The sequence below is a fragment of the Streptomyces sp. YIM 121038 genome (genome assembly GCF_006088715.1).
Classification (GTDB): Bacteria; Actinomycetota; Actinomycetes; order Streptomycetales; family Streptomycetaceae; genus Streptomyces.
This window is the reverse complement of sequence record NZ_CP030772.1, coordinates 70,525-97,039: the sequence shown is the minus strand read 5'-3', so window position 1 is coordinate 97,039 and position 26,515 is coordinate 70,525. Positions and strand designations below refer to the sequence as shown.

At 68.3% G+C, this 26,515-nt stretch carries 23 protein-coding genes; 3 read left to right on the top strand and 20 right to left on the bottom strand.

Annotation, left to right across the window (positions count from 1 at the left end):
* Positions 1–464 precede the first annotated feature (464 nt).
* The 10 genes from C9F11_RS43160 to C9F11_RS43115 all read right to left on the bottom strand — a co-directional run bounded on the left by C9F11_RS43160 (position 465) and on the right by C9F11_RS43115 (position 9,632).
* Positions 465–818, bottom strand: a complete 354-nt coding sequence (locus C9F11_RS43160; RefSeq protein WP_138967775.1) for a hypothetical protein — start codon at positions 816–818, stop codon at positions 465–467.
* Positions 819–909: 91 nt separating this feature from the next.
* Positions 910–2,001, bottom strand: a complete 1,092-nt coding sequence (locus tag C9F11_RS43155) for a hypothetical protein (protein ID WP_138967773.1) — start codon at positions 1,999–2,001, stop codon at positions 910–912.
* A gap of 952 nt (positions 2,002–2,953) precedes the next feature.
* Positions 2,954–4,252 carry an N-6 DNA methylase gene (locus C9F11_RS43145; RefSeq protein WP_138967769.1) on the bottom strand — a complete coding sequence of 433 codons (1,299 nt, stop codon included), beginning with the start codon at positions 4,250–4,252 and terminating at the stop codon, positions 2,954–2,956.
* 36 nt (positions 4,253–4,288) lie between these two features.
* Complete coding sequence (locus C9F11_RS47860) at positions 4,289–4,450, bottom strand: hypothetical protein (protein ID WP_171076180.1); 162 nt, start codon at positions 4,448–4,450, stop codon at positions 4,289–4,291.
* A gap of 74 nt (positions 4,451–4,524) precedes the next feature.
* Positions 4,525–5,292 (bottom strand): hypothetical protein, encoded by a 768-nt coding sequence (locus tag C9F11_RS43140; RefSeq protein WP_138967767.1) that lies wholly within the window; start codon positions 5,290–5,292, stop codon positions 4,525–4,527.
* 286 nt (positions 5,293–5,578) lie between these two features.
* Positions 5,579–6,649 carry a hypothetical protein gene (locus tag C9F11_RS43135; RefSeq protein ID WP_138967765.1) on the bottom strand — a complete coding sequence of 357 codons (1,071 nt, stop codon included), beginning with the start codon at positions 6,647–6,649 and terminating at the stop codon, positions 5,579–5,581.
* Positions 6,650–6,700: 51 nt separating this feature from the next.
* Positions 6,701–7,474: a hypothetical protein gene (locus C9F11_RS43130; RefSeq protein WP_138967763.1), complete on the bottom strand. Its 774-nt coding sequence runs from the start codon at positions 7,472–7,474 to the stop codon at positions 6,701–6,703.
* 341 nt (positions 7,475–7,815) lie between these two features.
* Complete coding sequence (locus C9F11_RS43125) at positions 7,816–8,607, bottom strand: hypothetical protein (protein ID WP_138967761.1); 792 nt, start codon at positions 8,605–8,607, stop codon at positions 7,816–7,818.
* Complete coding sequence (locus C9F11_RS43120) at positions 8,604–8,975, bottom strand: hypothetical protein (RefSeq protein WP_138967759.1); 372 nt, start codon at positions 8,973–8,975, stop codon at positions 8,604–8,606. Before C9F11_RS43120 ends, C9F11_RS43125 begins: the two co-directional genes overlap by 4 nt.
* Before the next feature lie 138 nt (positions 8,976–9,113).
* A complete protein-coding gene (locus C9F11_RS43115) occupies positions 9,114–9,632 on the bottom strand; it encodes a hypothetical protein (protein WP_138967757.1) in 519 nt (172 codons plus the stop codon).
* A gap of 387 nt (positions 9,633–10,019) precedes the next feature.
* Between C9F11_RS43115 and C9F11_RS43110 the strand changes: the two genes are divergently transcribed.
* On the top strand, positions 10,020–10,460 hold the full coding sequence (locus C9F11_RS43110; RefSeq protein ID WP_138967755.1) for a gamma-glutamylcyclotransferase family protein: 441 nt from the start codon (positions 10,020–10,022) through the stop codon (positions 10,458–10,460).
* Between the two features lie 212 nt (positions 10,461–10,672).
* Entirely contained in the window at positions 10,673–11,551 is an 879-nt protein-coding gene (locus C9F11_RS43105) for a hypothetical protein (RefSeq protein WP_171076179.1), read from the top strand.
* A gap of 64 nt (positions 11,552–11,615) precedes the next feature.
* Here the strand turns inward: C9F11_RS43105 and C9F11_RS43100 are convergent, their stop codons facing one another.
* The 9 genes from C9F11_RS43100 to C9F11_RS43060 all read right to left on the bottom strand — a co-directional run bounded on the left by C9F11_RS43100 (position 11,616) and on the right by C9F11_RS43060 (position 23,294).
* The gene (locus C9F11_RS43100; protein ID WP_138967751.1) at positions 11,616–13,250 is read right to left on the bottom strand and encodes an amidoligase family protein; all 1,635 of its coding nucleotides are present in this window, start codon (positions 13,248–13,250) and stop codon (positions 11,616–11,618) included.
* On the bottom strand, positions 13,234–13,776 hold the full coding sequence (locus tag C9F11_RS43095; RefSeq protein WP_138967749.1) for a hypothetical protein: 543 nt from the start codon (positions 13,774–13,776) through the stop codon (positions 13,234–13,236). The genes C9F11_RS43100 and C9F11_RS43095 overlap by 17 nt, the downstream gene beginning before the upstream one ends.
* 15 nt (positions 13,777–13,791) lie before the next feature.
* Positions 13,792–15,261, bottom strand: coding sequence for an amidoligase family protein (locus C9F11_RS43090; protein WP_138967747.1), 1,470 nt, complete (start codon positions 15,259–15,261; stop codon positions 13,792–13,794).
* Between the two features lie 75 nt (positions 15,262–15,336).
* Positions 15,337–16,791, bottom strand: coding sequence for an amidoligase family protein (locus tag C9F11_RS43085; protein WP_138967745.1), 1,455 nt, complete (start codon positions 16,789–16,791; stop codon positions 15,337–15,339).
* Positions 16,792–16,793: 2 nt separating this feature from the next.
* The gene (locus tag C9F11_RS43080; RefSeq protein WP_138967743.1) at positions 16,794–17,927 is read right to left on the bottom strand and encodes a DUF4417 domain-containing protein; all 1,134 of its coding nucleotides are present in this window, start codon (positions 17,925–17,927) and stop codon (positions 16,794–16,796) included.
* Entirely contained in the window at positions 17,927–19,258 is a 1,332-nt protein-coding gene (locus tag C9F11_RS43075; protein WP_138967741.1) for a ParB N-terminal domain-containing protein, read from the bottom strand. Before C9F11_RS43075 ends, C9F11_RS43080 begins: the two co-directional genes overlap by 1 nt.
* 71 nt (positions 19,259–19,329) lie before the next feature.
* The gene (locus C9F11_RS43070) at positions 19,330–20,373 is read right to left on the bottom strand and encodes a replication-relaxation family protein (protein WP_138967739.1); all 1,044 of its coding nucleotides are present in this window, start codon (positions 20,371–20,373) and stop codon (positions 19,330–19,332) included.
* Positions 20,370–22,613, bottom strand: coding sequence for an ATP/GTP-binding protein (locus C9F11_RS43065; RefSeq protein ID WP_249402296.1), 2,244 nt, complete (start codon positions 22,611–22,613; stop codon positions 20,370–20,372). The genes C9F11_RS43070 and C9F11_RS43065 overlap by 4 nt, the downstream gene beginning before the upstream one ends.
* Positions 22,614–22,766: 153 nt before the next feature.
* Complete coding sequence (locus C9F11_RS43060) at positions 22,767–23,294, bottom strand: hypothetical protein (RefSeq protein ID WP_138967735.1); 528 nt, start codon at positions 23,292–23,294, stop codon at positions 22,767–22,769.
* Positions 23,295–23,780: 486 nt separating this feature from the next.
* On the opposite strand from C9F11_RS43060, the gene C9F11_RS43055 reads away from it, so the two are divergent.
* The gene (locus C9F11_RS43055) at positions 23,781–25,271 is read left to right on the top strand and encodes a hypothetical protein (protein WP_138967733.1); all 1,491 of its coding nucleotides are present in this window, start codon (positions 23,781–23,783) and stop codon (positions 25,269–25,271) included.
* A 175-nt stretch (positions 25,272–25,446) separates the two neighbouring features.
* On the opposite strand, the gene C9F11_RS43050 is transcribed toward C9F11_RS43055, so the two are convergent.
* Positions 25,447–26,508, bottom strand: a complete 1,062-nt coding sequence (locus C9F11_RS43050) for an NlpC/P60 family protein (protein WP_138967731.1) — start codon at positions 26,506–26,508, stop codon at positions 25,447–25,449.
* Positions 26,509–26,515: the final 7 nt, after the last annotated feature.

Below are 26,515 nucleotides of genomic sequence, written 5' to 3'. Positions count from 1 at the left end.
GTGACGTATGCAGCCCTGGCGGGGAGACGAGCTCTCCGCCAGGGCTGTATGCCGTAGGGGCATCGCCTGGGGTTGGGTCCCGGACATGCACGGGCCCCGCGGGCCGAGCGGGCATCCCCTTGGGCCCTTGGGGCGCCGAGCGGGATGCGCTCGGCATGGGTGCAACTGAGCGAGTGGGCGCGGGTGTTCAAGAAGCCATGCGGGCTGCGGCAGAGGGATTAACTCCCAGCCGAAGTCGGTACGGGGGGACTCGCCGCCGGTCCTGCCGCGTGGTCTTCAGGGGCGCGCCGGTGACGGGCTGGAACGGAACGACGTTGGTGTCGCGCTCACGCAGACCGCCGGACGGTTCACGGGGCACGCCTTCCTGCTCCATCCAGCGAGCTGACTCTCCTGGCCGACAAACGTCATGCGGTGGCCGAACATCCAGGCTGGGTAAATGCGCGAAGGGGATTAAAAGTGCGCAATCACCTGCCGGGTTCTCGGTCAGCTAGCTGCCGTACGTATCCATGGGCCGTCTTGGTGTCCTGCGGGTTGCCCAGCGCGCAGGCCAGCGCGCCCGTCAGCGCGCGGAGCTGATGGCCGAGGCTGTCGCGGGTGATCCAGTCCAGGGCGGCGTCGCGGCGCTTGCTCCGCTCGATGATCTGCCGCGCCAGGTCCTGCGTGAAACGTTCGCGTGCGGCAACACACAAAGCGTCCACCTCCGCGGCGGCTTGGTCTTCCGGCAGGCCTGCGTCGGTGAGCCTTCCGATCATGTCGCGGCGCCGGGCCATCACGTCGGCTACAGACAACTGGAGGTGGTTCTGACGTGTGGAGGGCATGTGGTTCTCTCCTTGTCGGGCGGTGGTAGGTGGGAGCGTGATGTGCCCCCACCCGGCGTCACCGTCGAGGAGGGCTGAGGCGCCGCGGCGGTCAGAAGACCGGGACGACTACCCCGTGTGCTTCGTCGCCGAAGAGGGCGGCGTTGACCAGCGTGGGCGCGACCCAGCGGGTCTTCTTCCAGGCCTTTTTGGGTCCGTGGAGGTACATGTGCAGATGGCCGCGCCGAATGTGCGGCACAACCGTGCCGCCGAGGGACACCGTGCTCTCGCGCAGTCGCTCGACCTTCCGGTGGAATGCCGAGATGGCGGGGCCCAGCCTCCACCCCATCTGGTAGATCCTCGTGCGGCGCCCGTTCCTGCTGCCGTGCGCCCTCGGCGCGCCCACTGCCGTTGTCGGTCTCACATCTGGCCGGTCACTGCAGAGATAGAGCATGTGTGAGATGACGAGGGCGGACAGGCGCCGTACGTAGTCGTGGGTGGCGCTGCGTGCCATCCGTGGCCCTTCCGCGGCTTGCTCGGTCAGGTGAACACTGGCGTCGACCATCTCCTTGACCGTGGTGGTCCCAGCTGCCGCGCTGGCGAACAGCAGCGCTGAACCGAGCTGGCCGTGAGCTGGCCGAACCAGGACGCTGATCATGTACAGAGGCAGTTCGTCGGCGATGTCGGTCGTACTGCACACACCGTTCAGCGCCGGGCGGCCGACCACGAGGAAGCCCAGCACCTCGCTGGGAGCCCCGTCCGCGTCAGGGATCACAACCGGCTTCCTCAGCATGAACAGCGGATCGGGGTGAGGTAGCTGTCGCAGGACTTCGCCGGGGAAGTTCGTGTCGACTTCCATGTCGGCCAGGCTCTCTGACAGGTCGGAATCGACGTCGTAGGCCACTTTGAGCCTGCGCCACTGCCGGACCGCGGCCACCATGTCGGCTCGCCCGAGCATGACCTTGGCGTGAAGCTCTCCGCGCGGAGGGGGCAGTTGGGAAGTATCGGCGTCCTCGCCGAGCGACAGGGGGACCAGGCCCAGTAGTCCCGCCGCACGCAGTTCGTTCCGGTGGTCCGATTCAAGTGATGTCGTGATCCGGTCCGCCAGCGAGGATGCTGAACGGAGGTCGGCGCGGGCGTAGGGGGGAGGCCGCTCCGCTTCGGCGGTGCCGAGGGCTGTCTGATGGCCCAGGGGCGGCGGCATATGTGTGAGCAACGGCCGGTAGGGGGAGGCGAGGTCAGGCGAAGAGGGAAGGGTGGAGGGGAGCGCGACCTGCCTGTGGGCACGCCCTGGAACCAGGGGGTTCAGGGGAATCAAGGGACTACCTCGCCGGGTGGAACACGAAGGCCGTTGGTACGCCGGGCTACAGCGGGCTTTCAGGAACTGCGGTGCTGGATGGATGCTGGGCAGCGCTCGGTCAGTTGGCTGCTTCAACGTGCGCCGAGGCGACGGTCCGGCGTGCGGTGGCCTTCCTCGTGAAGTCGCTGCATGCGGGGGTGGAACTCCGGAGATCGGGGCCGCCATTGCGGCGGCCGACGCCGACCAGGAGGCCGCACTTCGAGCGTGCGGACTGGTCGGCGAGGACTTTGCGCTGAAGGTGGATGCACTCTCCGCAAGTAGCGAGCGGGAGCCGGGTCGCGGGATGGAGCCCGGCATCCAGAGCCTGACGTATGGAGCCCCGGCCGGGACTTGACCCTGCGGTCGTTTCCGGGGCGGCGGGCGAGCTGGTCACGGGAATTCCTTGCTGCTGCGGGATGTGTGCGAAAGGCGCTTCGACTGCCTCTGTGTCATGACGGCGGTGAGCATCATGAGCGCGATGGCGCCGGTGCCGTACGCCGTGCAAGCCGTTATGCGGGCCAGTGTTGCGATAAGGAATGCTGCGTCACCGGCCGCCGGAGGTATGGCTGTCACGGCCTGCGCGGTCATTCCGACGCCGATGCTGGCGGCAGCTGTTACCGCGAGCCCCTGGCCCCGAGGGCGGGGACAGTACCGAGGAGGGCCGCTTTGCTGTGTCGGCTGCGCGATGACTGGACGGGCCGTCGGCATGGAGGAACGCTCCGGGAGGTGGAAGTGAGGTGGTGCCGCCGGGGCTGACAGCGGGTGTTTCGCGGGCGCCGTTCGGCAAGCTCGTTACACCGTACTGGCTATTATTTCATTACGCAATGCCCCTTGTTGTGTTGAGTGCTTCTCGCAACCGGTCCTCGGCCAGGCGGCGTCGGACGGCTTCGGCGAGGGCGGACCACACTTTGCCCCGCGCCGGGTCCTCGGGAATCGACGGCTCGCCCCGGACTCCCCTGACTGCGAACACGGTGTTGCCCTGCGGCGCTCGAACCCGGTGCAGCAGAATCACCGTTGGGGTGCCGTGTCCGGGGATGTAGACCCCCGAGGTGTCGAGCACCATCCGGAGGTCGTACGCCGGCAGGAACTGCTCGATGAACCTGCGGCCGAACTCTCGTTTCATGAACGCATTAGAGGTCAACTGGGCGACATGACCGCCAGGAACCGCGAGCTCGAACATCAGCTGACAGAAGGGCAGTCCCAACGGATACTTGCCTGCCGCGACGCGCGAGTACGCCTTGCGGATCAGGTCGCGCTGCCGTGCGTCGGCCACCGTGATGTAAGGCGGGTTGCCGACCACCGCGTGGTAGCGGCCGCGCTCGAGTAGCGGCTCGTCTCGATCCAGCAGTGAGTCCGCGCAGGCCACTTGAACAGGCCAGAAGCGCGGCAGGCTGTCGATGCGCACCTTGAGGATGGAAGCGCTGGTGGCCAGCAGCCGGTAGCGGGCGAGGAGCACGGCGTACCTGTCCAGGTCGACGCCGTGCACCGTCTGCAGGGCACGCTCGATGGATGCCGCGGTGCTGAGGTACGGAGCCGGGGCGCGGCCACGGCGCCGGTAGCAGCGAGCGGAGTGAAAGGCCTGGAGCAGAATATGGCCCGTTCCGCAGGCAGGGTCGATCATGCGCACGGCTTGCGGGCCGACCTCGTCGGTCGCCGGTTCCAGCGAGAGCTCCAGGAGGAGTTCGGCGATCCACGGGGGTGTCTGGCACAGGGCCCGCGACTTACGGGCATCTGCCGACAGTGCCTGGTACGCGTCGCCGAGCCGGTAGCCGTCCACTCGGTGTGGCCCGTCGGCGGCGAGGTCTCCGGAATCCAGGAAGTCGCGCAGGGCCGGCCATGCGGACTGGGAAAGGGGCGCGGTCCACAGCGGGACTGCCCGCGGGTCGAGGAGGTCAGCCAGGCTGGGATGCGAGGACGCCAGCTCGGCGAGCACTGTGCGCACCGCATCGGGCGAGTTGGGCGGTTCGGAGGGATAGACCATGCCGTGCCGGGTGCAGTGGTGCGTCAGGGCGGCCGCGTGGGCCCACGAGACGGCCGCAGCAGTGCTGCCGACGTCGTCGGCCAGGCGCTGGATCAGACGCTCGTGGGTGCGGGCGGTCGGTAGGGGCGTGCTCATGGGGTTCTTTCGCTGTACGCCGTACGGAGGGACGGCTCAGAGAAGCTCGTCGAGGACGAAGCGGGACAGCCACACCAGGATCAGGACGGCCACGCCCAGAACGAGTGCGAGTTGGGTGTTGCCGGTGACGGTCCGGATGATGACGGTGACCGTTGCGCCCAGGGCCAGGCCGAGCAGGAAGCGATGGAACGTACTCACGGGGTACTCCTTGAGGTTGGCGGGTGGGGGCGTGTGATGGGACAGGGCAGGCAGGAACGGGGGCTGGTGTCCGGTCATCGGCTGACGAGGAGGGCACCGGTGCGTTGAGAGATCGTCATCCCCTCGCTGCGGAGCAGCGTGGAGCACAAGGAACGCACTCCGCCGAAGGCCCAGGGGTCGGGGATGTCCGCGCCGGATTCTGCGGCGGGTTCGGGGGACCACCAGGCGACTTCGACGGCCTCAGGCCGCGTCTGGACCAGTACCCCGCTGCCTTCGCATGAGAGGCGGTCGGCGAGGCGGACGTGTGGCGCGAGAATCGCCAGCACCTCGCGCCCGAGTCGTTCCTCGGCGCCGAGGCGAGGCCCGGTTCGTATCACGTCACCGAGAGGCCAGTAGACGTCGTGCTCGTCAGAGGGCTGCACGATGACGACCGCCCGCCCGGGGCCCGCCAGGCTCCGAGCAGTCCCGGCTGTCACGCAGAGCCTGCGCACTTCGTGCCGCGAAGCGATCTGCCGGGCGTCGCGGGGAGCACTGTGGGCGGCTTCGGCCGAGTAGTGATCGTTCCTCACCAAAGCGATCGCGTGCGCGACATCGCGCATACGGGCGGCGACTTCTCCAGCTGCCAGGCCATCCGAAGAGCCGTAACGCCTCAACGCGGCGACAGCACGGCCCGGCGGCGACAGACCGGCATCTTCCGGTTGCGGCTGCGCTGAACTGGTTCTGGTGACCCAGTCGACGATCTCACCCGTGTACGGGGTTGAGAACGGTAGGGACTGAGTAAGTCGAAGAAACTCCAGAGCCTCAGGTTCGTCGGTTTCGGGCAGGTGAGGTCCCGGCTGCATCACGGATCTCCTCGGACGACGGGCCCCGCGCGACGGGATCTTGCGGCACACTGCCGCCCCATCGGCCGGTTCGGCCTCGTTGGTGGTCAGGGCGAGACAGGCACGCGCCACTCGCTCTCATGTAAATGTACGCGAGTCATTCACAATAAGCAATACCCCTGATGTGGGTTCCGGCTGACCGCTACCGGTCAGCCGGAACCCACATCAGGGGTAAGTCACTCCGCAGTGAGCTCGTCGACGGACTCTGCCGATTCCCCCACGGGATGCAACGGTGGGGTGGCGCGAGCTACTGATCGGCCGGTTCCCCGTCGCCGTCGATGCCGCCCGCCACCGCGCGACGCCGTAGATCAGGCCGGCACAAGAACGGCAAGACACTCTCCGGCTTCCACATCAGTTCCTCGACAGGAGGCTCCTGGCCGTCCCCGGGCCTGCGGTCAGGGGGCGCCAGCTTCCCCTCGGACTGGTACGCCTTGAGCGTGGTCAGTGAGGTCGGCGCGCGGTTGTGTTCGAGGCCGTCGAGCTGAGCGATCCTCTCGAGGTTGAGCAGACCGGGGTGCTCCTCGAAGTACTGCCGCAGGAACCGGCTCACGGGCTTCTCGCCGACCTCTACTGCTTCCCGTGTGCGCCTTTTCCGGATCTCGGAGTAGATCGTTTCCCGATACCACATCGGCTCGAAGACCTCTGGCTGCTCACCGTCTCCTGCAATGCGATCAGGAACTGCGATCAGGTCGTTCCTCAGGTAGTACTGCATGGTGGCCCGCAGAGCAGGCTGCCCACTGAGCGCGTTTCCTCTGATCACACCGTATTCGCCGATATCCAGCAGGTCCTTGGGGTGCCCTTCAGGAAGGGGGACCACGTACCGGGGCTCATCACCAGAATAGGCCGCCCATACCCGGGGCCGGTACAGGCGTACCCAGTTGTCCACCTGCCGCACATTCCACCGGCCTGGTGACACAGGCTGAGGAAAAGCAGCAACCCGAATCCTTCCATCCGGGCCCCGCTGTTCCTCTGTCCTGGCCCAGGTGTGCGGGGTCTTGATGCTCATGCGGAACCGACCGGCCATCTCCTTGGCCGTCTCTGTTCCCGAAGCCGTCTTCGCTCCCGATGACTTGGCTGTGGCAGCCTTCTTCGGCTTGGCTTTCGCCACTGGGGCTGCGGTAGCACTGGCCGCGGCCGCCTCCGGCCGCGGCGGCCAGAACTGCGGCCGCATGGCCTGCACCCAGGCATCAACCTGAGTCACGTCCCACAGGCCGTCCTCATCAGAGGCCGGGAAATTGACGAGCCTGGTGAACGCGGAGGCATCTTTGACCCCATACCGCGCCTTGATCCCTGCTCGGTCGATACGGTGGCGTGTCATGCGGATCCTCGGTGTCAGGACGTCTGGGGGCGGGACCTACTGGCCGGCAGGCTACGCGCCGTCGTCGGTGCGGTTCGCCGTACCGAAACGCCGACCGTCCGGCCGGCACAAGTACGGCAGGACGGTTGCGGGCTCCCACATCAGTTCCTCGACAGGAGGCTCCAGGCCATCCCTCGGCCTGCGGTCCGGAGGCGCGAGCTTCTTTTGCTTCCGGTGGGTCTTGAGCGTGTTCATCGAGGTCGGGGCACGATTGTGTTCGAGGCCGTCGAGCTGAGCGATCCTCTCGAGGTTGAGTAGACCGGGGTGCTCCTCGAAGTACCGCCGCAGGAATTCGCTCGGCTCCCGAGGCTCCGACGCAGCCTCTGCGACGTTCCGCCGGACACGGCGGGGCCGGGTGATGTAGGCGTACGCCGTCTCCCGGAACCACATGTCATGAACGACGACAGGCTTCTTGCCGTCGTCGGGGCGCCGGTCGGGCGGGGCAAGGATGCCCTTGGACGGGGACATGTAGGTGCGCAGGGTCGTCACCGGCGTGGCGTCGCGCGAGAGGAACCGGCCCTCAAGCTCTCCGATTTCCTCGAGACGCAGCAGGTCCTTCGGATTTCCGGAAGGAAGGGACACCTTGTCCGTCTCGTTGGGGTGAGCCGCGATCCAGACCTCCGGCCGGCACTCCCGCACCCACTCATCGACGACCGCCTCGTCGTACACATAGGCCCTGCTCCCGTGGTCGAGGATGGGAGGGAAGGTCTCCTCCTCCGCCCACTGGCGGGCGACGGTCATGTACGTCACGTGATACCGCTCTGCGATCCGCTCGAGAGTGGTCATCTTGATTTTTGAGTTTGCGGGAATCATGTCTGCTCCAGGGCCTGCATGGCCTGATCGTGTCCTGCGAGGCACATCGGTGCGCCGGCGGGGTGATGCTGTCGTCCGTGGCCAGCGGCCCCCTCCGCGTCTCCCGGGCCCGGTGGGCAGGGCTGACGCAGGGCGAGACCAGGGTACGAACGTACAGCGGTACTCAGAATTACGCAATTCCCGGCGCGCCGCGGTCGGCTGCTTCGGTGCGATGGCATACGGGCGGGCCCGAGGAGCGCTGTGCTCCTCGGGCCCACCCGTGATTCGCCTGCCCCTCAGGGGCTGCGGCGGTAGTGCTTCGAGTGACGCGCCCGTCAGGACGCGAGGTCCAGGCCGTTCGCGGCGGCGCGTCGCCGCTTCTCGGCGAGCTTCTTGTCCAAGGCGTGCTGCAGCTCGCTGAAGCGCAAGTCACCCTGGCGTTTGAGCAGCATCGGGATTCGGTTGGCTGGGATTCCGACCTTGTGTGACTCGCTCAGGACGGACAGGAGGTCGGACTCTGTCTGATCGCTGTAGCCTGCCGCCTCCAGTTCAGTGACCCCGGGGAACACGTCGGCGTGACGTTCCGACTCGAGGTCGAGCAGATGGTCCTCCATTCCTCCCAAGCTGTAGCACCACAGGAAGTTCTCCGGCGGATTCGGTTCAACCATACGGCGGAAACGGCTTACAGATTTTGTATAGCAGTAGAACCAAATTCCTTCCGGCGCATTACGCATGATTCGAAGCCAGGCCGCAAGGTAATCGTCAGAATGGAAGTCCCCAGAATCGTGCAGCCGAATCCATTTTCCCAGATATCGCTTGTGACGGATTTCCTCGGCCATCTGCGCTTCCCAGTCGGCCAGTGCGTACATGGTCATCCAGAGATTACGCTCGTGCGCGGCCAGCACGACAGGCCACCGGTAGGTACCCACCCTTGCGTAGCAGAGTTTGGCACACGCGCCTGCCTCCGGGCACGCGTTATATGTCGTGCCATCAGGAAATCGACCTGCCCAAGCCGGAAGTGGAAAATTGAAGATACCTTCCGCGCGCAGCTGCCGGTTCTGAGTCAGGAGCCAGCGCCTCTTCGGGGCGTTCGCGAAGGGACCTTCGCTCGGTATGGGAGTGCTCATGTCGTGCTTTCCAGCTGGTTGGGACTTCCGGCATCGGCCGGGCAGTTGTCGTGAGGCGCGGCGCAGGCGTGCACTCCGAACCTGGTGATGCCGCCCGGCGTCGAGATCGCCAGGTAGGCCAGGCCGAGATCCAGTTGCTGCCCGGCCTCGGCGGTCCGTTTCTTGCTGTGGAACTGGATGGCGTCACCGCGGCCGCCGACGGCAGCGGCGGACGCCTTCCGCTGCTGCTCGAGCGCGCAGGAGGGCCTGGAGAGGAGCTCGAGCATCGCGATCGGCAGCGCCCACAGCAGATGCTCGGTCAGCCCGTCGTGGAAGATCTGCTCCTTCTCGGTCAGTCGGCGCGGCGACGGGACCGATACGACGGTCACGCGCGGCGGGTGTTGCGGTGAGGGTGGTGGTGTGGAGTGGGAAGGGGAACTCTTGTGGTGCATCGGGTACTTCGCTTGTCTGTCGCTGCGGCCGGTCCGCGGCAGGGCCGCGGCCCTGCCGGCGGGGGCCCTGCGTCGTTATGTCGGCGTGTTGAGCGGCTGGTGAGGGATGGGGCACCCGTCTTGATGCGCGGGTGACGTGCGGAAGTGGGCGGATTCGCCGAGGCTGGGCCCGAGGCGCAGCCAGTTGCCGTAGTCGGCGAGGCTCTTGATGTAGACCGTGGGAACCTGCGCACCGCACTGGGGGCATGCGCCGATGATGCTGAGTGCGAGGCGCTGGTTGCCGTCGTACGCGGCAAGGAACTCGCGCGCTGCGGCGCCGTTGGACAGCCGTAGCCGGAATGCCCGGCCGGTCGCGTTGTCGGCCAGGGGGTGGGCCTCGTCGCTTCGGCTGGCGATGGCAACCCACGGCTTGAGCCGGAGTGTGCGGCGCAGCATGTGCCGGGCGCTCTCGGCGGTGGCGAAGGATGCGGTGGGGGGCGTCGTGCCTGCGGTGGCGCAGTCCGGGTGGCCGTTTTCCAGTCGTTGTGCGGCTCGCAGCGCTGCTTGGTCGAGCCGGGTGAGGGAGCGTGCGCTCATGATGAACGTGATGGTCAACTCCGGGTCTTCTGCGCCCTCTTGGACGGGCCCGGGCGAGCCTTGGGCGCGCCCGGGCCCGGAGCGTCCACCGCGCTGGGAGGGGGTGGTGGACGCCGAGCCGCACGTGAGCGGCTCCTTCGGGATGGATTCAGTGCGGTGGGGAGAACCCGCCGACCGTCGACTCGAATATACGCGCTACATTCACAGTACGCAATACCCTCAATGCTTGCGTCGTTACAGATGGGGCGGGGCGCCTTGGCGCGCCGGACCCCTGGTCGGACTCCGTGGGTGACTTGCGGGCGTGGCGGGCCTCGATGAAGCGAGGGGTGTTGCGTACTTTGAAATAAGAGTGTATAGTTAGAGCATCAACGCCGGAGAACGTGACCGGCGAGCAGTAGCAGAAAGGTGGCGAACGACTTGTTCGAGTTCACCACTGAGCAGAAGCCCGTCTTCGTCTACGGCACGCTCCGTGCCGGGCAGGGCAACTACCAGCACATTCTTCGAGGGAACACGGTTCAGGAGCGCCCGGCGCACCTGATGGACCACACCCTCTTCGGCCGAGGCATCCCCTTCGCGTTCGCTCGCAAGGGCAGCCGGGTCGTCGGTGAGGTGATGGATGTCCACGCCGAGCTGTGGCCTGTCGTGCTCCGTCGGCTGGACGCGCTTGAAGGCTACCGGGGCGAGGGGGGCGACAACCACTACGACCGCAAGGTCCGCACTGTCACTCTTGCCGACGGCAGCACCATCGAGGCGTACGTGTACCTCGCGGGCGAGATGACCCGCACGTGGTTCACCCACAGGGACGAGCCCTGTTACGAGGACTACGTCAAGGCACAGAGGCGCTAGACCTCAGCAGCCACCGCCGCACCCCTGACGGGGTGCGGCGGGCAGCACCACTACGTCATGAACTACCCGTCAGGCCGCGCTGCGGCGCGGCCTGACGGCTTGAGCAGTACGCCCCGGCCCACACGAGGGTGCCGGGGTGCAGAAGGAACATCATGTGCGGTCTCTTCGGAGTCATCCGCAACCAGACCTGTAACCCCACTCGCGCGACCATCATGTGCGCTGCACTCGGACACCTGGCCGAGGAGCGCGGAAAGGACTCGGCGGGGCTGGCTTTCGCCACCTCCGAAACCCAGGAACTCACCCGGCGTCCGGTCACCAACCGTCGTGATGTGACGGCGGGCGGCTGGCGCATCATCAAGGGGCCGGGCCGCTTCCGAGAGGTGTGGAAGCGCGACTACATCGGCGCGCTCAACGAGGCCCCGGCTGTTCTCGGGCACACCCGCTGGATGACTCAGGGCGCGGCGAAGCTGACCAACTCCAGTCCGCTGCAGGTGGGTCAGTTGATCGGCACCCACAACGGCGACGTCGACGCGCTGCCGTTGCGGAAGACGTTCGGACTCCCGCGTGCAACCGGTGACACGGACACCGAGGTCCTGTTCCAGGCCTTGGACCAGGCGGGCGGGGTCATCCTGCCCACCCTGGATGTCCTGGAGACCGTTGTGGGCCGGGCCGCGCTCGCGTGGACCGACCGACGGTGGCCGCAGTTGGTCATGCTGGCTCGCACGGCGGTCAGCCCGCTGTCCGTCGCGGTCGACACGGACGGAAACCTGTACTGGGCGTCCAACCCCGGCTGGTTCCGCAAGGCCGCGAAGACGGCGGACGTCACCCTCACGGAGATCCTGATGGTGCCCGAAGGGACGATGATCATGGTGGACTACTCCACGGGCACGCCGGTGATGGTCGACGACCGCAGCTTCACCGCGACGGCGCGGGCAAGGGATGACCGGCTCGCTGAGATCGTCGCGTACCGGGGCTTCAGCGTCGAGGACCAGATGGCCGACGAGGAGGTGTGCAACCACCGGACGCTCCGCGAGCCCCAGCTCTCGCGGTCCGTCGCGCCGACCCTGTGGCTCTCGCCCAGCGGCAAGTGATCACGGCAAGGGGCCGGGCACCGCACTACGCGGTGCCCGGCCCCTTGCCGTATGTCGTTCAGCCTCAGCCGTCGTGCCAGCGGGTGCCCGCGTACACCGCCGTGGCCTGCGCGCGGGCCTCGGCGGTGGTGTAGATCCGGTCCATCAGAGAGCGGAACGCCTGCGTGTTACTGGTCCACGCCTCCCCGGTGAGGGAGCCGCGCTGTCCTGACGCACGCCTCGCCTGGTGGAGCCCGCGGTGATGTCCGACTCGCTGCGGGGGCGGGGGCGGGGTCGTCCCGGCTTCCCGCAGGGCCGCGTTCGTCAGGCCGAGCGACAGGTTGACCTGCGCCTGGATTGTGCCGGGGTCCAGCGAGCCGTCCCACATGCGGAATTCGGCATGGTCGCTGTTCCGCCCCTGTACAGACTGGAAGTTCAGGCCGATGCGGTGGCTGTTGTTGTAGTCCCGGACTTGCGAGACCGATGAGTAGGGGCGCGACACCTGGTCGTTTGGGTGGCACCAGGCCAGGCCGCGGTGTCGGTCATTCGCAGGGTTCTGAGCGAGCCGGTAGATCACGTCCTCGTAGCCGGCCACGGTGTTGATCAGTTGGTTGTGGTTGGCGACCGTGTGGTCGTAGTCGGGGACAGCGACGTGAACATGGCCTCCAGTGCCCACGGAAGCGATGCCGCCGTTGCGCCGTACGATCTCGCAGACGGTGGCGAGGTTCTGCCAGGTCTGCGGCTCGTCGTACAGGATCGGCGACACGATCTCCCCGGCCACTGTGGCGTCGCGCTCCAGCCTCCATGCGTTCGGAGCGTCGGTGTACCCAGCGTTCTCCGACGCGTGATAGCCGTTCACATTGGCGTTGGGTGCGATGCCCGCCTCGTGGAGCTCACGTGCGATCCGCTCATGGGCCGCCCGCTGCTCCTGGTACGTCATGGTGGACGGGTAGTCGAACTCGATCTCGACACCGAAGGCCCTGCCGCCGTCCCGGGCGCCGAGGCCACCGGTGGCGTTCTCCGTCATGTACGGCACCAGGGGCTGACCGGAGCGCTGGCGCTCCCGGGCCTGGTCGTAGGCCTCCTGGAAGGCGTCCATGTCCTGCGCGTAGGAGCGCACGGCGGGCTGGGCCGCCCGCTCCGCACGGGCCTGATCCTGTGCCGCGATCGACGCAGCGTGTTCAGCGGCGACCTCGTCGAGCACTTCCTGGGCTGCGGCCCGGTCGACTGCCACCTGGCTGCCTACGCCAAGTTGCTCCTGGATACGACTGGCCAATGCTTCGGGATGGGCGCAGGAACCATCCTCATCATCATGTCCGATGCCCCCGGCGCACCGCAGGTCCGCCGAGCTGACCTGAACCTGGCCCTCCGGCCCGCGGCTGGCCCGCGCCTCGCCTTCAATGAGGAAGCGCCCGTCATCATCGGTGACACTGCCACCGGCGTGGAACACCGCGTCCTGTTCGTCGGTCACCTGCTCCCGGATGTCGCGCGGATGAGCAGGGAGGTACAGCATGTCGCCGTCGCTATTGAACACGAACCCATTCATGACGGCGACTTCCACGGGCGGGTCGGCGATGCGTACGGTGCCGCGCTCGGGCCGTTCTTCGATAGTGATCGGTGCGGCCTCGGCGACGAGGGCATCCGAACCGCGCGTCGGCGCGACGGCGTGGTGCTGGTGGTCTATTCGGCTACCTGACCCCACGTCATTCCCCTCGAACATTCGGCGGCAGCTTGCCCTGGTCAACGCCAAGATGGATGACGCCGATCTCGGCGAGCGAGCGCAACAGAGCCCACTCGTCGTCCGGCTCGATCCAGAGCAGCGCGCCTTCCGGTCCCGTGGGCCGGGGCAGACGGCCCGTCGGCTTGTAGAAAGACGTCACGAGCACGAGCGGCACGGGGGCGTCCCAGTGGTTCAGCACGGGAGGCGTATCCCTCGGTGCGAGGATCGCCTGCTGCTGCTCGGGGGTGCACTGCTCAAGGTCCTCCGGCGTGGCGAGTACCGCCTGCAGCTGGACCTGCAGGCGCAGGGCGAGCCGGATGCGTGCAGCCGCCCGTTCCTTCGGGCTCTCCAGCTCGGGATACTCCGGGATCAGCCCCACGAGGAGCTCGGTGGGGGTGTCGGCGTAGCCGCGCCACTTTCCGCCGTCGTAGATCATTTCGAAGACGTAGGTGCTGCCGTCGCCCTTGGTGGGAGGTGCCAGCGGCGTAGCGGCGGCGGTGGCGTTGCGGGTGCGGATGAAAGTCATGACGTCTCCACGTAGTTAGCGGCGTTGCCAGCGAGTCTGCTGGTACAGAGCTGTTGCCTGCGCCATATCCTCCGGGCGCTGGTAGAGGGTGTCGATCATCTGCCGGAAGTCGGCGGTGTTCGTGCGCCAGTCGTCACCGGACAGCCGCCGCCGCTGTCCGAGCCCGGCCTGGCTGCGCTGCTCCCGGTGGCTGCCCAGGGACATGCGCGGTCCGGAAGGAGCGGTGTCCTGACGGACGGCCGCGGCGGCCATCCCCAGGGACAGCTTGATCTGCGTCTGGATGACGGCCGGATTGAGCGATCCGTCCCACAGCCGGAACTCACCGTGCGCGCTCTGTCCGCCACGTATGGCCCCCTCCAGGTTGACCGCGTGTCCGTGCCAGGCCCGGACCGAGTTGACCGACTGGTACCCGTCCGAGGGCACCTGGTTCGGCGTGCACCACCGTGTTCCGCGGTGGCGTTGGCCCTCCGCGGCAGGGTTCTGCGCGAGCCGGTACAGGACGTCCTCGTGCCGGGCAAAGGTGTGCATGAGCCGGTTGTGGTTGGCGACGTCGTGGTCGAAGTCGTGCATGCCCACATGCACGTGGCCGCCCGTCCGCACGGAGGCGCGGCCGCCGTTGCGCTGGATGACCTCGCAGGCTGCGGCAAGGTTCTGCCAGGTCTGTGGCTCGTCGTACATGATCGGCGAGACGAGTTCTCCGGCCACGGTGCAGTCCGATTCCAGGCGCCAGCCATCCGGAGCGTCGGTGTACCCCGCGCGCCGCTGGGAGTGGTAGCCGTACTGCTGGGCGGTACGGGTCAGTCCGGCGTCCCGCAGGCCTCGGGCGATGTTTCGGATCGCCTGCTGGCGGTCGGCCCCGGGCTCGATGTCGAACTCGATCTCCACGCCGAAGCCTCGGCCGCCGTCCCGGGCACCGAGCCCGCCGGTGGCGTTCTCCGTCATGTACGGGATGACCTGCTCCCCGCGCTCCGCCCGTTCGCGTGCGGCCTCGAAGTCCCGCTGGAAGGCATCGAAGTTCTCGGTGTAGCTGACCGGTTCCTCAGCTGGCTGCTGTTGTCGTGCCTGCTCCTGGAGGGCGACCGCCGCTTGGTGTTCAGCGGCGACTTCGTCGAGGACCTGTTGGGCCGCGGCGCGCTGGACAGCGCGGTCTTCCGGGGCCTGAAAGTCCGGCAGGCCCCGCTGCGCCGGGATGGAAACCCCCGCCGCTGCACCGGTATCGTCGGCGATCTGCTCGTCGAGTGCTTGCTGCGTCTGCCCGAACTCGTCCTGGAGGCGCTGGCGCAGGCGGTAGAACTCCTCGGTTTGCTCAGGCGTCGCCTCGTCGTCCCTCACCAGCGTGCCGAGGCTCAGCACCTGACTGGCCAGATGCCGGTGTTCGTCGTCTGGTGACAGGCTGACGGCGTCGTCGGGTGCGGTAATGGTGGTACCCGCCGCCGTAGTGGCGACGAGGTGGTGCTGGTGGTCGATTCTGCTGCCGGACCCCATCGCGGTGTCCCCCTTTCAGTACGTGGGCCGCCGCCCGAGTGAGGGCGGCGACGCGTATGTGCACGTCGGGTGCTGCTACCAGCCGCTTTCTTGCCAGCGGGTGAGGGCGTAGAGCGAGGCCGCCTGCGCCATCTGCTGCCGGCCCCGAAGGATCTCGTCGGCGAACTCACGGAAGGCCAGGCTGCTCACTTCGAGCTGGGCGTCGGGGGGCCGCTGGGTGCCCCAGTAGTCGATGTGGTGCCCCAGTCGGCGGCGGTGACGGGGTGTTGCCGGGTCTTCTCGGACAGCTGCGGCCGCCATGCCCAGGGACACATTGACCTGTGCCTGGATGACCGCCGGATCGATCGATCCGTCCCACAGCCGGAACTCACCGTGGTCACTGCGCTGGCCGCGCGCCGCCGTGAGGTTGAGGGCCATGCCGTGCCGTGCTCGGGCATGGACATCGCCGAGGGCGCGGTAGCCCTCTGCCTGCACGTAGTTGGGCTCGCACCATTCGAATCCGCGGTGTTCGGAGTCAGGTGCGTTGCGGTTGGCCGCGAGGCGGAACAGGACGTCTTCGTGGTCTGCGTACAGGTCCATCAGCCGCTGGTGGTTGGCGACGTCGTGGTCGTAGTCGTGCAGCCCGACGTGGACGTGGCCACCCGTCTGTTCTCCGGCACCGCCCCCGTGACGCCGGATGATCTCGCAGACGGTGGCGAGGTTCTGCCAGGTCTGCGGTTCGTCGTAGAGGATCGGCGAGACGATCTCGCCTGCGACAGTGCAGTCTTCCTCCAGACGCCACGCGTTGGCGGCGTCGGTGTACCCGGCGTTCCGCTGGGAGTGGTAGCCGTACATGTAGTTGTCCTGGGCCAGACCTGCCTCGTGCAGGTCGCGTGCGATGGCGCGCAAGGCCTCACCCTGGTCGTCCCAGTCGCCGTCGGTGACGAACTCCAGCTCCAGGCCGAAGCCGCGCCCGCTCTCGCGGGTGCCGAGTCCGCCGGTGGCGTTCTCGAGCATGTACGGCACCGCTTCCTCTCCCTCAAGCTCCCGGTTCCAGGCGGCGTCGTGGATTTCACGGAAGGCCTCGAAGTCCTGCACGAAGCTGACTTCAGGGTTGTCGGGCCACCGATCGCGGGCCTGCACCGCCAGAGCGGCCGCTGCCTGGTGCTCCTCGAGAACCTCGTCCAGGACCTGCTGCGCCGCGGCCCTCTGCACCGGGATGCTGACGGGGGGTTCGCTGGCTCGGGGAGGGAAGCCGGGGGGCTGTGCCTCGGCTTCCTCGCGCTCGGCTTCCTGGATCAGGCCGTGGCCGTTCCACAGGTCGTACTCGTGCCGCAGGCGGTCACGCAGCCCCGAGTACTCCATGGCCTCGTCGAGGGTTGCCTGCCCGTGGTTGTCGTCCCACTGGGCCTGGATCTCCAGGGCCCGGTCGATGATCTCTCGCTGGGCCTCGGGCATGAGGACGACCTCGTCGGCGGGGGCTTCGATGGTCAGCCCTTGGGTGGTGGCGACGAGGTGGTGCTGGTGATCGATCCTGGTGCCCGAGCCCATGGTTAGGCCTCGTTCCGGGGGGTGATCGTGCCGTCGGCGAGCCCCGCGTAGAAGCGGACGTTGGCGGTGAACAGGTCCTCGGTGCGGGCGTGGGTGTCGACACGCCCGTCCTCCGTCATGACGGCGCCGTGGCGGGCGTACTGCAGCGGGTTCTGGCTGATCAGGTGGAGCCGTCCGGGGAAGAGCGCCTTGAGGGTGGCGATCCGGTCGGCGCGGCTTGCCCCGGTGAGGACCATGGGCAGGTCGGACGGGAGGGTGGCGGCCAGGTAGGTCAGCCCGGGCACCGCCATCTCCTCCCAGTCGGCCTGGGTGCGGAAGGTCTGCAGGTTCATGGCGAGGGCGGGCGGGAGCTTGGGGGATTCGTCCAGCCAGTCGAGGTAGCGGTCCAGGTCTTCCAAGCGCAGCCAGTAAATGTTGGGAACCGCGGTAACGCCGGCGGCGGACAGCTCGGAGGCGAGCATGAGGTTGCGCCGCATGTTGATCAGGTTCTCGGCGCGCGGCTGGTTGAAATACATCGACGCGTTCGGGGTGAGCACGAGGTCCCACTCCTGGGCGGCGAGCATGTCGGCGAATCCGTCGGCCCTGCGCCGAGTCCAGTAGGCCTCCACCAGCGGGTCCTCCGCGTATCCGCTGAGGACGGCCTTCTGCTCGGGGTGCAGGTCCAGGAACTGACGGGCGGTTTTGCCTTCCCAGCGCGGGAACATCTTGTGCGTCTTGGGACTGATTACGCGGCGCAGCCCGAGTGCGTAGGCGGGCCAGGTGAGCTGGGCGTCGAGCGTGCGCACGTCGTGCCCGTCCACCTGCGGGGTGAACAGGGGAAGGTCGGGGAGGGTGCCGGGCACGCGCAGTCCGGTGAAGTGCATCGTGCCGCCGATGTCCCGCATCCACGCCTCCCGGTCGGGCCGGGTGCCGCAGCGGATGGGGCAGCGGGTGCAGGCCAGGGCCGACTCGCTGCCGGGGGCCGGGTCCTCGGCTCGGGCGCAGCCGCAGTACTCGCAGCTGGAGGTGCAGCCCGAGCAGACGGGTTCGACGGCCTGCGGGTTGTCCATAAAGAACGGGCAGTTGTTGCAGTCGCAGCCGGATGCGGGGGCTGGCACCGGTCCGCCGACTCCGGGCATGGGCAGGGAGACGGGCATCAGACGGTCCTTTCGGTGCTGGTGTGGCGCTGGAGGTCGGTCAGCAGCATGCGGAGCGAGCCGGCGTCGAACCGGTGCAGGGAGCGGCCCTCGGCCAACTGGGCGTTCAGGGCACGCAGTCCCTCCAGGGCCGCGGCAAGGACCGGCGGGTCGACGGGCTCGGGGATCTCATCCAGCTCGCCTTCGTCCGCCGGTTCCTGCGGAGGGTCGCCCGGGCCGGACTCATCCGTGCGGATGTGAGGTTCGCGCTGCTCGGTGTAGGCGTCCGAGAGCGGGACTTCGTTGTCGCCGAAGCCGGTCGGGGTGTCCGGGGCGTCGGCGTGGGGTGCGAGTCGGTTCGGGCTGCCGTCCGGCTCCTGGGCGTCTGGGACAGATGCCCGGGAGAGAGTCGCGGCGCGTTCGGCGTTGGCCTGCTCGTGAGCGGTCACCGCGGCGTTGGCGGCGGCGTCGGCCGGCATATCCGGGTTGGTGGCCTGGGCCCGGGTGGCGGCCGACAGCAGGTCGGTGCGCCCCAGCCGCTTGACGGCCTGCCACAGCTCGGCGGCGGCCTCGCGGCGGCCGCGGCTGAGGCGGGCCAGGTTGGTCCGGGCGGCCAGCGCGACCTGGTGCTGGTCCATGTCCGCCGACAGCTCGCGCGGCAGAGTCCGGAAGGCGGCCACCACCTCGCGGGCCCGCCGCGGGGTGATCTGCAGCCCCAGGCGGCGCAGCACGAGGTTCCAGGGTGCGGCGAGGTTCGCGTCGCTGCCGCGCAGCTTCTCCAGGGCCTCGAACCGGGCGACGGGGTCCTCCAGGCGCTGGACGTCCTCGCTCACCTCGATGTCGGCGTTGTGGAGCTGGGTGCGCAGGATCGCGCTGCGCTCCAGCAGCAGCGCCTTGGCGAGTTCCCCGGGCTGGAGGTCCTCGCGGGCGAGGTTCTCCACCAACTGCCAGGTACGGCGGTCTTCGTCGCTGATCGGGCCGGGGCAGATGACAGCGGGCAGTTTCTCGAAGCGCGGGTTGTCCGGCTGGTTGACCGCGCCCCAGCGGCAGGCACGGTAGCGGCGTTCACCGATGACCAGGCGCCGCTGAACCTGACCCTGGGGACCGGGCAGTTCCTCGACCAGGACGGGGTGGAGAACACCGACCGTGGAGATCGATGTGATCAGATCGGCGAGGCCCTCCGGGCTGGTACTCGGGCCCGGACCGCGTCCCTGCACGTCGGTGTAGACCGAGCCGCGCATCGGCAGCAGCTCAAAGCGCCTCTGGCGTAGTTGCTCAGAGCTCTCCAGAGCCTCGGCCAGGGCCAGAGTGGAAGGCCCGGGGGCCAGGGATTCCTCAACGGTGACAGTCATCGGCGGAGCCTCCTCTCAGGGAGCGGTCAGACGGTGGGCGCCTGGCCGCACGGGGGATGGTGCGGAGCAGGTCAGCGGGGCGCTGACGGGGCTGGCGGATGCCGAGCGGGTGCTGGGGCATCGGGACGGCGCAGGAGCATGTCGGTCGGGGGATGCCGTTCCTCGGGCGTGCCGCGCAGCAGCGGCGTGAAGATCGATCCGAACGGTCCCTGCACACGCAGCTGTTGAAGCGTCGTGACGCCGATGGACAACTGCCGTGCGAGGCGGGCCAGACGCGGGTCGGCCCGCGTCAGCGTGTACAGGTCCTCGGTCCGGTCGGCGAGCCGCTTGGCCAGGGTGGGGCCGGGCGCGCCGTCGAGGACGATCAGCAGGCGCGGAAAGGCGGGATAGGTGTGCTGCCACGCGGGCCGCGTCGAGGCGGCGGAACGCCGGGCACGGTTGGGGTGCTGCGGCACGAACTCGTACAGGCGCCCGTACGCGGACACCTTCCGGGCGAGCTCGGCCGCGGTCATGGTGGCCCGGTCGAGCTCGATGAACAGGTTGAGCATCGTGCGCGCGCCGCGGCCGACGTGCACGTAGTGCAGGACGGCATCGGAGATGACGTGGTCGTCCTCGAACCGGCGCTGCTGCCCGTCGCGGATGCGGTGGGCGACCTCGGGCGTCCACGAGAGCGGGGTGCAGTCGTGGCCGAGCCGCCGCGCGTGCGTGACGAACGCGATCCCCACCTCGTTGACGGCCAGAGTGTGAGCCTGGCGTGTGCTGGCCGCCGACTCGGGCGTCACCCGGTAGCGGCGGGCCAGGACCTCAGCCGCCTGTTCCACCGCGTCGGCGCCCGCGTCGGTCAGAAACCACACGTACGGCCGGTTGAAGGAGTGGCCGCCACCGGCCTGCCCCTGAGCCCGCAGTCGCTGGACGAGGCCGCCCTCTTCGAGCGCCGCCAGCTGTCGGCGCAGGTAGGAGGAACCGCGGGCAGCCGGAGTGAGAAGCTGGTGCAGCTGGGCCGTGGTCATGATGCGGTGCTGGTAGAGCAGTTCCAGAGCCGCCTTGGCAACGGAGTGGAAACTGAGAGTCCGTACCGGCTGGTCCAGTGGCTCGTGCTCGATCAGTGTGCTCATCCGACTCGTGATCCCTGGTTCTTGATGAGGAAGGTGACGTTGTCGGGCGCCGGCTCCGGTTCCTGCTCCGTCGGCGGGCCCGGGTCGTCGTCAGGCGGTTCCGGGCCCTCGGCGACCGGCGGTTCCTCCGGGCCCGGATCGCCGTCGTCATCCGGAGGCGGGGGCGACAGTGTCGCCAGGAACAGCCGGAGACGGGTGTCGAGGCGGCCGAGGTCGTCGAGGATGTCCCGCACCGGGCGCCGGCGCAGGTTCGCATTGACCGCGGTGTCCAAGCGATGGACGTCGTCCTGGCGCAGGTAGTCGCCGTACAACTCCTCGACGCTCGCGCCGCGCACCCGGAAGGGGTCACTCTGCCCGCCGTCGAGGGTGACGGACATGACGTAGTGGTAGCGCTGCAACTGCGAGACCGTGTCCGGGGCGACCTGCTTGCCCCACCTGCGCGTGACCAGCTGCGCCTCGTCGATGTCGCTGGCTGTCGTGGACAAGATCGACAAGTTCTGAAGCAAGCCCTGCCGTGTCGTCGGGGACAGGCGCTGCGACATCTGCGTCATCGCCAGCAGCTTGACCTTGTACTTCCTCAGCTGCTCGGCGATCGCGGCCAACGTGCCCTTGGCCGCGCCGTCAACCGCAGTGAGTTCGTCGATGAACACGTAGAAGTCCCTGCGGTCCGCCACAGGCATGGTGCGCCGCGCCAGGCCGGCCCGGAACAGGTCGTAAATCAACAAGCAGCTCACGATGCGGTCGGTGTCGCCGGTGCCGGACGGGCACACGAAAACGATCTTCCCGGTGTCCATGGCGCGGCGGATGTCGTACGTGCTCAGCGACGACCCCAGGAAGCCCTTGAGGCTGTTGGAACTGTCCAGCCGCTCAATGATGTTGGTGACAACCGGGGTGGCCTCGTTGGAGTACTTCGGGTAGGTGTGCACCCAGAAGTCGCGCAGCGTCTTGGGCAGGTACGGCACGATCGCGTCGCGCCACACCTCATCGTTGAGCAGCGTGCGGATCTGGAAGATCGTCGGTGCCAGGTCGGGCCTGCCTGCCTGGGAGAGGATCCACGACAGGCGGGCCAGGGTCTCCACGGACCGGGTGAGGATCGTCTTGGCTCGGCCAGCGCTGTCGGACCAGTTCAGCGCGCTGGCGAATCCGGTGACGATCGCGTTGACGATGTCGGGGATCTCCGACTCCCCGCGGTCCTCCATGGACAACGGGTTCCAGCTGCCCACCATCGCGTCGAGGTCGGGCGAGGTCAGGTCGATCTCCCACAGCCGCGGCGCGAGCTGCGGGTGAGCCAGGTAGGGGCGCGCCCGCTGCCAGCCGTCGCCGTGCGGGTCCAGGAACAGGGTCCCGTGCCCGTTGTGGGCGAGCGCGATGGCCTGCACCAGGCTCATCTCGGTCTTGCCGTAGCCCGCTTTACCAAGAAACAGCCCGAAGAGGAGGTATGCCAGCGGGAGTCCGGCCAGCCGCTCACCGCCGCCCGGCTTGGCCACCCAGCCCAGGGGCAGCAGGTCAACCTGGCCGTTCCAGGTCGGCAGACTCGGCGGCGGCGGGGGCACTACGCCACCGGAGCGCGCTACGTTCGCCGCCAGGTTGTGCTTCGTGGCGGGCTTGAGCAGACCGGCGATCTCCGCACCCGTCACCCAGCTGCGGCGCCGCGGAGCGAACTCGCCGGTGGTGAACCGGCGGTCGAAGTTGCGCCGGTACAGCCGCGAGTCCGCGCGCAACCGGGTCACCAAGAGGTTCACACCGACCGGACGCAAGTAGTTGTCGCCTGCCCAGCCCTCGAGCGTCGCCATGATCTGCTCCAGCAGCATCCGCGGCCGCGAAGGGTCGGAGGAGCAGGTCCGGACGAGCAGTTGCAGCGCGAACACGGGGTCCGCCCCCGGAGCGAACTTCCCCATGGCCGCCTTGACGTCGGAGATGCTCGGCATGCGCTGACGCTGCACCGGCCGCTGGCCACCACGGCCCTGCGGGCCCCGCAGCTCGGCGGCGATCTCGCTGCCCAGGGACGCCAGCTGGGCGAAGCCGCTGCCGCGGGTGCCCTGCTGAGGCATGCCCGGTATCGCCGGCATGCTGCCCGGATCGCGGCGCGCACGCGCCAGCAGCTGGTTCCGCCGCCGCCCCACCTTGGCCGGTGAGATCGGCACCAGGTCCAAGACGATGTCTGCGCGCTCGCCGAGGTCCTCGCGTACATCGGCGACAGCCGCAGCGACGGCCTCCAGCGGATCTGGCTTGAGCGGCACCTCGCGCAGCGCGAGGTGATCCGGCAGGGCGAGGGCCAGCTCGGCCCGGGCGAAGAACTGCGTGGGCTGGTCCTTGCGGGGCCTGGGCCTGCGGGGGCCCCGCCCGTGGCCCCCGGGGGACTTCTTCTTACGCATCACAGCCTCCTTCGGGGGTCACGCCGCCAGGGCGGTCGGCGCATCGGCGTCAAGGCCGACGCCCAGACGGATCTCGGGTCGCTCGGACTCGGCGTGCGCAGCGCCGACCGCGCGCATCTCGCACTGCCGGTAGCCCTGGCGCCGGAAGACCTCAGCGGCGCGGGCAGGGCCCTCGACCCGCATGGTCAGCAGCCCGCCCTTCGACAGCAGCCGCACGCGCACCGCGGTCCCTCGCACGGGGGTGAAGGCCCAGCGTGAGACGCTCCGCTGAGCCTGGGCCAACTGCTTGGCGAAGCGCAGGACATCCTCAAGCACGGGGTCGAAGCCCGTGGTCGGCAGTACTTCGAAGGCCTGCCGATTACCCAGGGGCCCGCGGCCGAAGCGACGACGCGCCACGGAAAGGGCCAGGGCGACTCCGGCGAAAGCCACGGGCACGAGCAGCAGCAGTCCCGCATGGCCGGTCACCCACGCCACGCTGGCCTCTCCGTAGGCGGGCAGGTCCTGCGCGACCTCGATGAGCCGGTCGATGACGTCGTTCGTATTCATCGGGCGGCTCCGATGACCGGAACGGCGGGAAGGGGGAGCAGAGGGTGCATGTCGAAACTCCGGAGAGGGGGAGGAGCGCGGATGCCCATAGAGGTGTGATTCCAGCCATCCGTGTGACATGCAGTCGGAGAGTTTTCTGAATCCCGGCCCTACCGGCCCCCCTTTGGCCAGTGCCAGTGCCTCTTCGGTGATGCGACAAGGACTCAGCGACCTGCGCTGCGACAGGTGCGCACGCCTTCATCGCGGCGTCGCTGAGGCGACCGCGGCGGTAGCCCCGCGTCCTGGTGCCGCCTTCAGGCGTCCTCTTCGGTTCCGGGTCTTTCTCCCGTGCCCGCCGGGCAGCCGAACGGACGACAGATCACCTTGAAGGGGTATTGCGTAATGCAATTCAGTGATGTAGTTTTACGTAACGGCCGCCGGACCGGCCCCTCAACACCGCTGCTGACAGACCTGGTTGACGGATGCAGCGGCAACAGGAAGGACACCATGTCCCACACCCTCTCCGTCGCGGACTACCGGACGCTGCTGCACGACGCTCTGTCCGCAGCCCTCGCCGCAGACACGCCCTCGCTCTCCGTCCCGATGATGTACACCCCCAACACCCACCGGGCGGCCCTGTACGCGGACAGCACCGTAGTGCGCGGATCGACGGGCCAGGGCAAGACCTTCTGGGCCCGGGCCCTGACCGATCCGCAACTGCGCGCGGTCGCCGCCCGGGAGTACCGCATGCCCCGGCTGGAGCGAACCGAACCGGTCACCGGCTTCAGCGCCCACCCCAACACCTTCCAACCGTCCGCCGGGGAACTGCACGCCCTGACCGGATTGGGCGTACAGCCGACCGCCTTGTGGAGCGCCGTCGCCCTGACCGCCTTCGGCGTCCCCGACCTTGCCGCCCTGACCACCTGGACCGAGCGCGTCGACTGGCTGGTCCGCAACCCCGGGGCCGTCGAGCGCTCCCTGGCAGAGCTGGAAGGGGCCGCACGTGCCGCCGACACCGTCCGGCTCGTCCTGTTCGACGCCCTCGACCAGCTCCACCCCGACCGCGCCCAGGCCGAACACCTCGCCTCCGGAATGCTCAACCTCTCCCTCACCCTGTCCCGGCACACCACCCGGCTCCGCACGAAGATCTTCATCCGCCCGGACATGCTGGACGGAGCCCTGACCGGCGTCCCCCGCGCCGAACGCGCCTTCCTGACCGCACGCGCCGCCGACCTCTTCTGGGGCCGGACCGACTACCTTGGCCGTACGAGCAGGACCGCCCTGTACGGCCTGTTCTTCCACCTCCTGGGAAACCACGACAGCACCGAAGCGGCTGCCTTCCGCGCGGCCTGGCCCACCTGGGTCCAGTCCGGGGACGGCAGGTTCCTCGCCCCCACCGAACTCGGCTGCGACCCGAAGACGCAGGAGGACGTCTTCTCCACCCTGGTCGGCCGGTTCATGGGCGACAACGCCCGCAAGGGCTATACCTACACCTACCTGTCCTGCCAGCTCCAGGACGCCCAGGGCACCGTGACTCCGCGCCCGTTCCTCACCGCCCTGGCCACCGCGCTGAAGAGCACCGGCCGCAACCACCCCGAGCACGACCGCCCGCTGCACCACGACGACCTCCGCCGCGGTGTGTGCAGCGGCGCACGGGCCGACGAACTCCACCAGGCGATGCCGTGGGTCCGACTGGCCCTGGAGCCGTTGGCCGGACAGCAACTCCCGATCTGGGAGGAGAAGGTCCTCGGCCTGTGGGAGAACGCCGAGCTGGCCGACCGGATCCAGGAGTTGAGCACACGGGGCACTTCGGATGTCGGCCGCGTCAGGACCGGACCGAGCCACCCGACCAGCTACCCGCTCCTGCTGGAGGAACTGATCGAGGCGGGCGTGCTGAACCGTCGAACCAACGGACAGCTCGACATGCCCGGCGTCTACCGGATCGCACACGGACTGGGCCGCTTGGGAGGCGTCCGGCGCGCCGCTCCGGCCGCGTAGCCCTCTTCGGACAGCCCCTCCGGGCCCCGGCACGACCGGCTCACGTCGCGTCGCGTCGGGGCTCTCCCGTGGAAGCCGCGCATGGTCGACCTGCGGTTTTCCTGCTTCTCGCCGTTGCGGTGACGACAGGTAAGTCGGACACCGACACAATGGATCGGTCCTATGAAGGCGCTGGTCAGCCGACCCGCTTCATGACCAGGATCTGGGACTTCCAGTACGAGAGCGGTTTGATCCGCACCTGCAGCCCCGTTTTGGGGGCGTCGATGACCTCTCCGTTGCCGATGTACATCGCGACATGCTCAGGCGTGGAGGCGCTGCCACGACTGAAGAGCAGGTCTCCCGGCTCGAGATCGGCGGTGGAGCGCACCACGCTTCCCTTCCTGACCTGGTCGTACGTTGTCCGGGGAAGGTTCACACCGACGCTCGCCCAGGCCATCTTCATGAGGCTTGAGCAGTCGCACCCGTTGCCTCCCTGGAGGCTGAAGGGCCTGCGGCAGGTGCCTCCCCACTGGTAGTCAGTGCCCAGCGCCGTGCGCGCGGCGGCCACCACCTGGCCGGCGCGCCCGCTCGGCGCGGAGAGCGCTCCGCCGCCTTCCTGCATCTCGTCGGTCCACTTCTCAGTGAGACTGCGGATGATCTTCACGTAGTTACGGGTCTCCGGATAGGGCGGAATCCCTCCGTACTTCTTCACGGCGTACGGCCCGGCGTTGTAGGCGGCCAGCATGTTGTCGGACTTGTCCCCCGGTACCTTCCGTACGTACTTGGCGAGGTAGCAGTCGTAGTCGACCGCGGCCGGCACCGCGTCGACGGGGTCGAAGACGTCCTTGTCGCCGTCGCCGTCACCGTCCTTGCCGTGCGTTGCCCAGGTGCCGGGGATGAACTGTGAGATGCCGCTGGCCAGTGGCACTTTGACGATCTTTCCGTCCTTCTCGATCTCCTGGAACGACTGGATCTTGGGGTTGAATCCGCTCTCCTGGTACAGCTGGGCCGCGAGCAGGGCCGGGGTGACCTCGGGGCATCCGTAGTCGTTGATGGCCTTGTCGATCAGTGTGCGCAGCCAGTCAGGGACGCCTGCCTTCTTGGAGATCCCTCCGCCGAAACCGGCGTTCTGGATGTCGTTGCCGGTGTTGTCGCTGCCGAGTTTGGTGACGACGGCCATCACGGCGGCGATGAGGATCCCGCAGACGCACAGCCAGGCGACACCGAGGCCCATGAGTACCTTCAGGAATTTCTTCATCGCGGTC

What these genes read in the sequence shown, in the direction of transcription:
- C9F11_RS43160 (WP_138967775.1), bottom strand. Translation starts at nt 818, where the DNA reads ATGCCCTCCACACGTCAGAACCACCTCCAGTTGTCTGTAGCCGACGTG.
- C9F11_RS43155 (WP_138967773.1), bottom strand. Translation starts at nt 2,001, where the DNA reads ATGCCGCCGCCCCTGGGCCATCAGACAGCCCTCGGCACCGCCGAAGCG.
- C9F11_RS43145 (WP_138967769.1), bottom strand. Translation starts at nt 4,252, where the DNA reads ATGAGCACGCCCCTACCGACCGCCCGCACCCACGAGCGTCTGATCCAG.
- C9F11_RS43140 (WP_138967767.1), bottom strand. Translation starts at nt 5,292, where the DNA reads ATGCAGCCGGGACCTCACCTGCCCGAAACCGACGAACCTGAGGCTCTG.
- C9F11_RS43135 (WP_138967765.1), bottom strand. Translation starts at nt 6,649, where the DNA reads ATGACACGCCACCGTATCGACCGAGCAGGGATCAAGGCGCGGTATGGG.
- C9F11_RS43130 (WP_138967763.1), bottom strand. Translation starts at nt 7,474, where the DNA reads ATGACCACTCTCGAGCGGATCGCAGAGCGGTATCACGTGACGTACATG.
- C9F11_RS43125 (WP_138967761.1), bottom strand. Translation starts at nt 8,607, where the DNA reads ATGAGCACTCCCATACCGAGCGAAGGTCCCTTCGCGAACGCCCCGAAG.
- C9F11_RS43105 (WP_171076179.1), top strand. Translation starts at nt 10,673, where the DNA reads ATGTGCGCTGCACTCGGACACCTGGCCGAGGAGCGCGGAAAGGACTCG.
- C9F11_RS43100 (WP_138967751.1), bottom strand. Translation starts at nt 13,250, where the DNA reads ATGTTCGAGGGGAATGACGTGGGGTCAGGTAGCCGAATAGACCACCAG.
- C9F11_RS43095 (WP_138967749.1), bottom strand. Translation starts at nt 13,776, where the DNA reads ATGACTTTCATCCGCACCCGCAACGCCACCGCCGCCGCTACGCCGCTG.
- C9F11_RS43090 (WP_138967747.1), bottom strand. Translation starts at nt 15,261, where the DNA reads ATGGGGTCCGGCAGCAGAATCGACCACCAGCACCACCTCGTCGCCACT.
- C9F11_RS43085 (WP_138967745.1), bottom strand. Translation starts at nt 16,791, where the DNA reads ATGGGCTCGGGCACCAGGATCGATCACCAGCACCACCTCGTCGCCACC.
- C9F11_RS43080 (WP_138967743.1), bottom strand. Translation starts at nt 17,927, where the DNA reads ATGCCCGTCTCCCTGCCCATGCCCGGAGTCGGCGGACCGGTGCCAGCC.
- C9F11_RS43075 (WP_138967741.1), bottom strand. Translation starts at nt 19,258, where the DNA reads ATGACTGTCACCGTTGAGGAATCCCTGGCCCCCGGGCCTTCCACTCTG.
- C9F11_RS43070 (WP_138967739.1), bottom strand. Translation starts at nt 20,373, where the DNA reads ATGAGCACACTGATCGAGCACGAGCCACTGGACCAGCCGGTACGGACT.
- C9F11_RS43060 (WP_138967735.1), bottom strand. Translation starts at nt 23,294, where the DNA reads ATGAATACGAACGACGTCATCGACCGGCTCATCGAGGTCGCGCAGGAC.
- C9F11_RS43055 (WP_138967733.1), top strand. Translation starts at nt 23,781, where the DNA reads ATGTCCCACACCCTCTCCGTCGCGGACTACCGGACGCTGCTGCACGAC.
- C9F11_RS43050 (WP_138967731.1), bottom strand. Translation starts at nt 26,508, where the DNA reads ATGAAGAAATTCCTGAAGGTACTCATGGGCCTCGGTGTCGCCTGGCTG.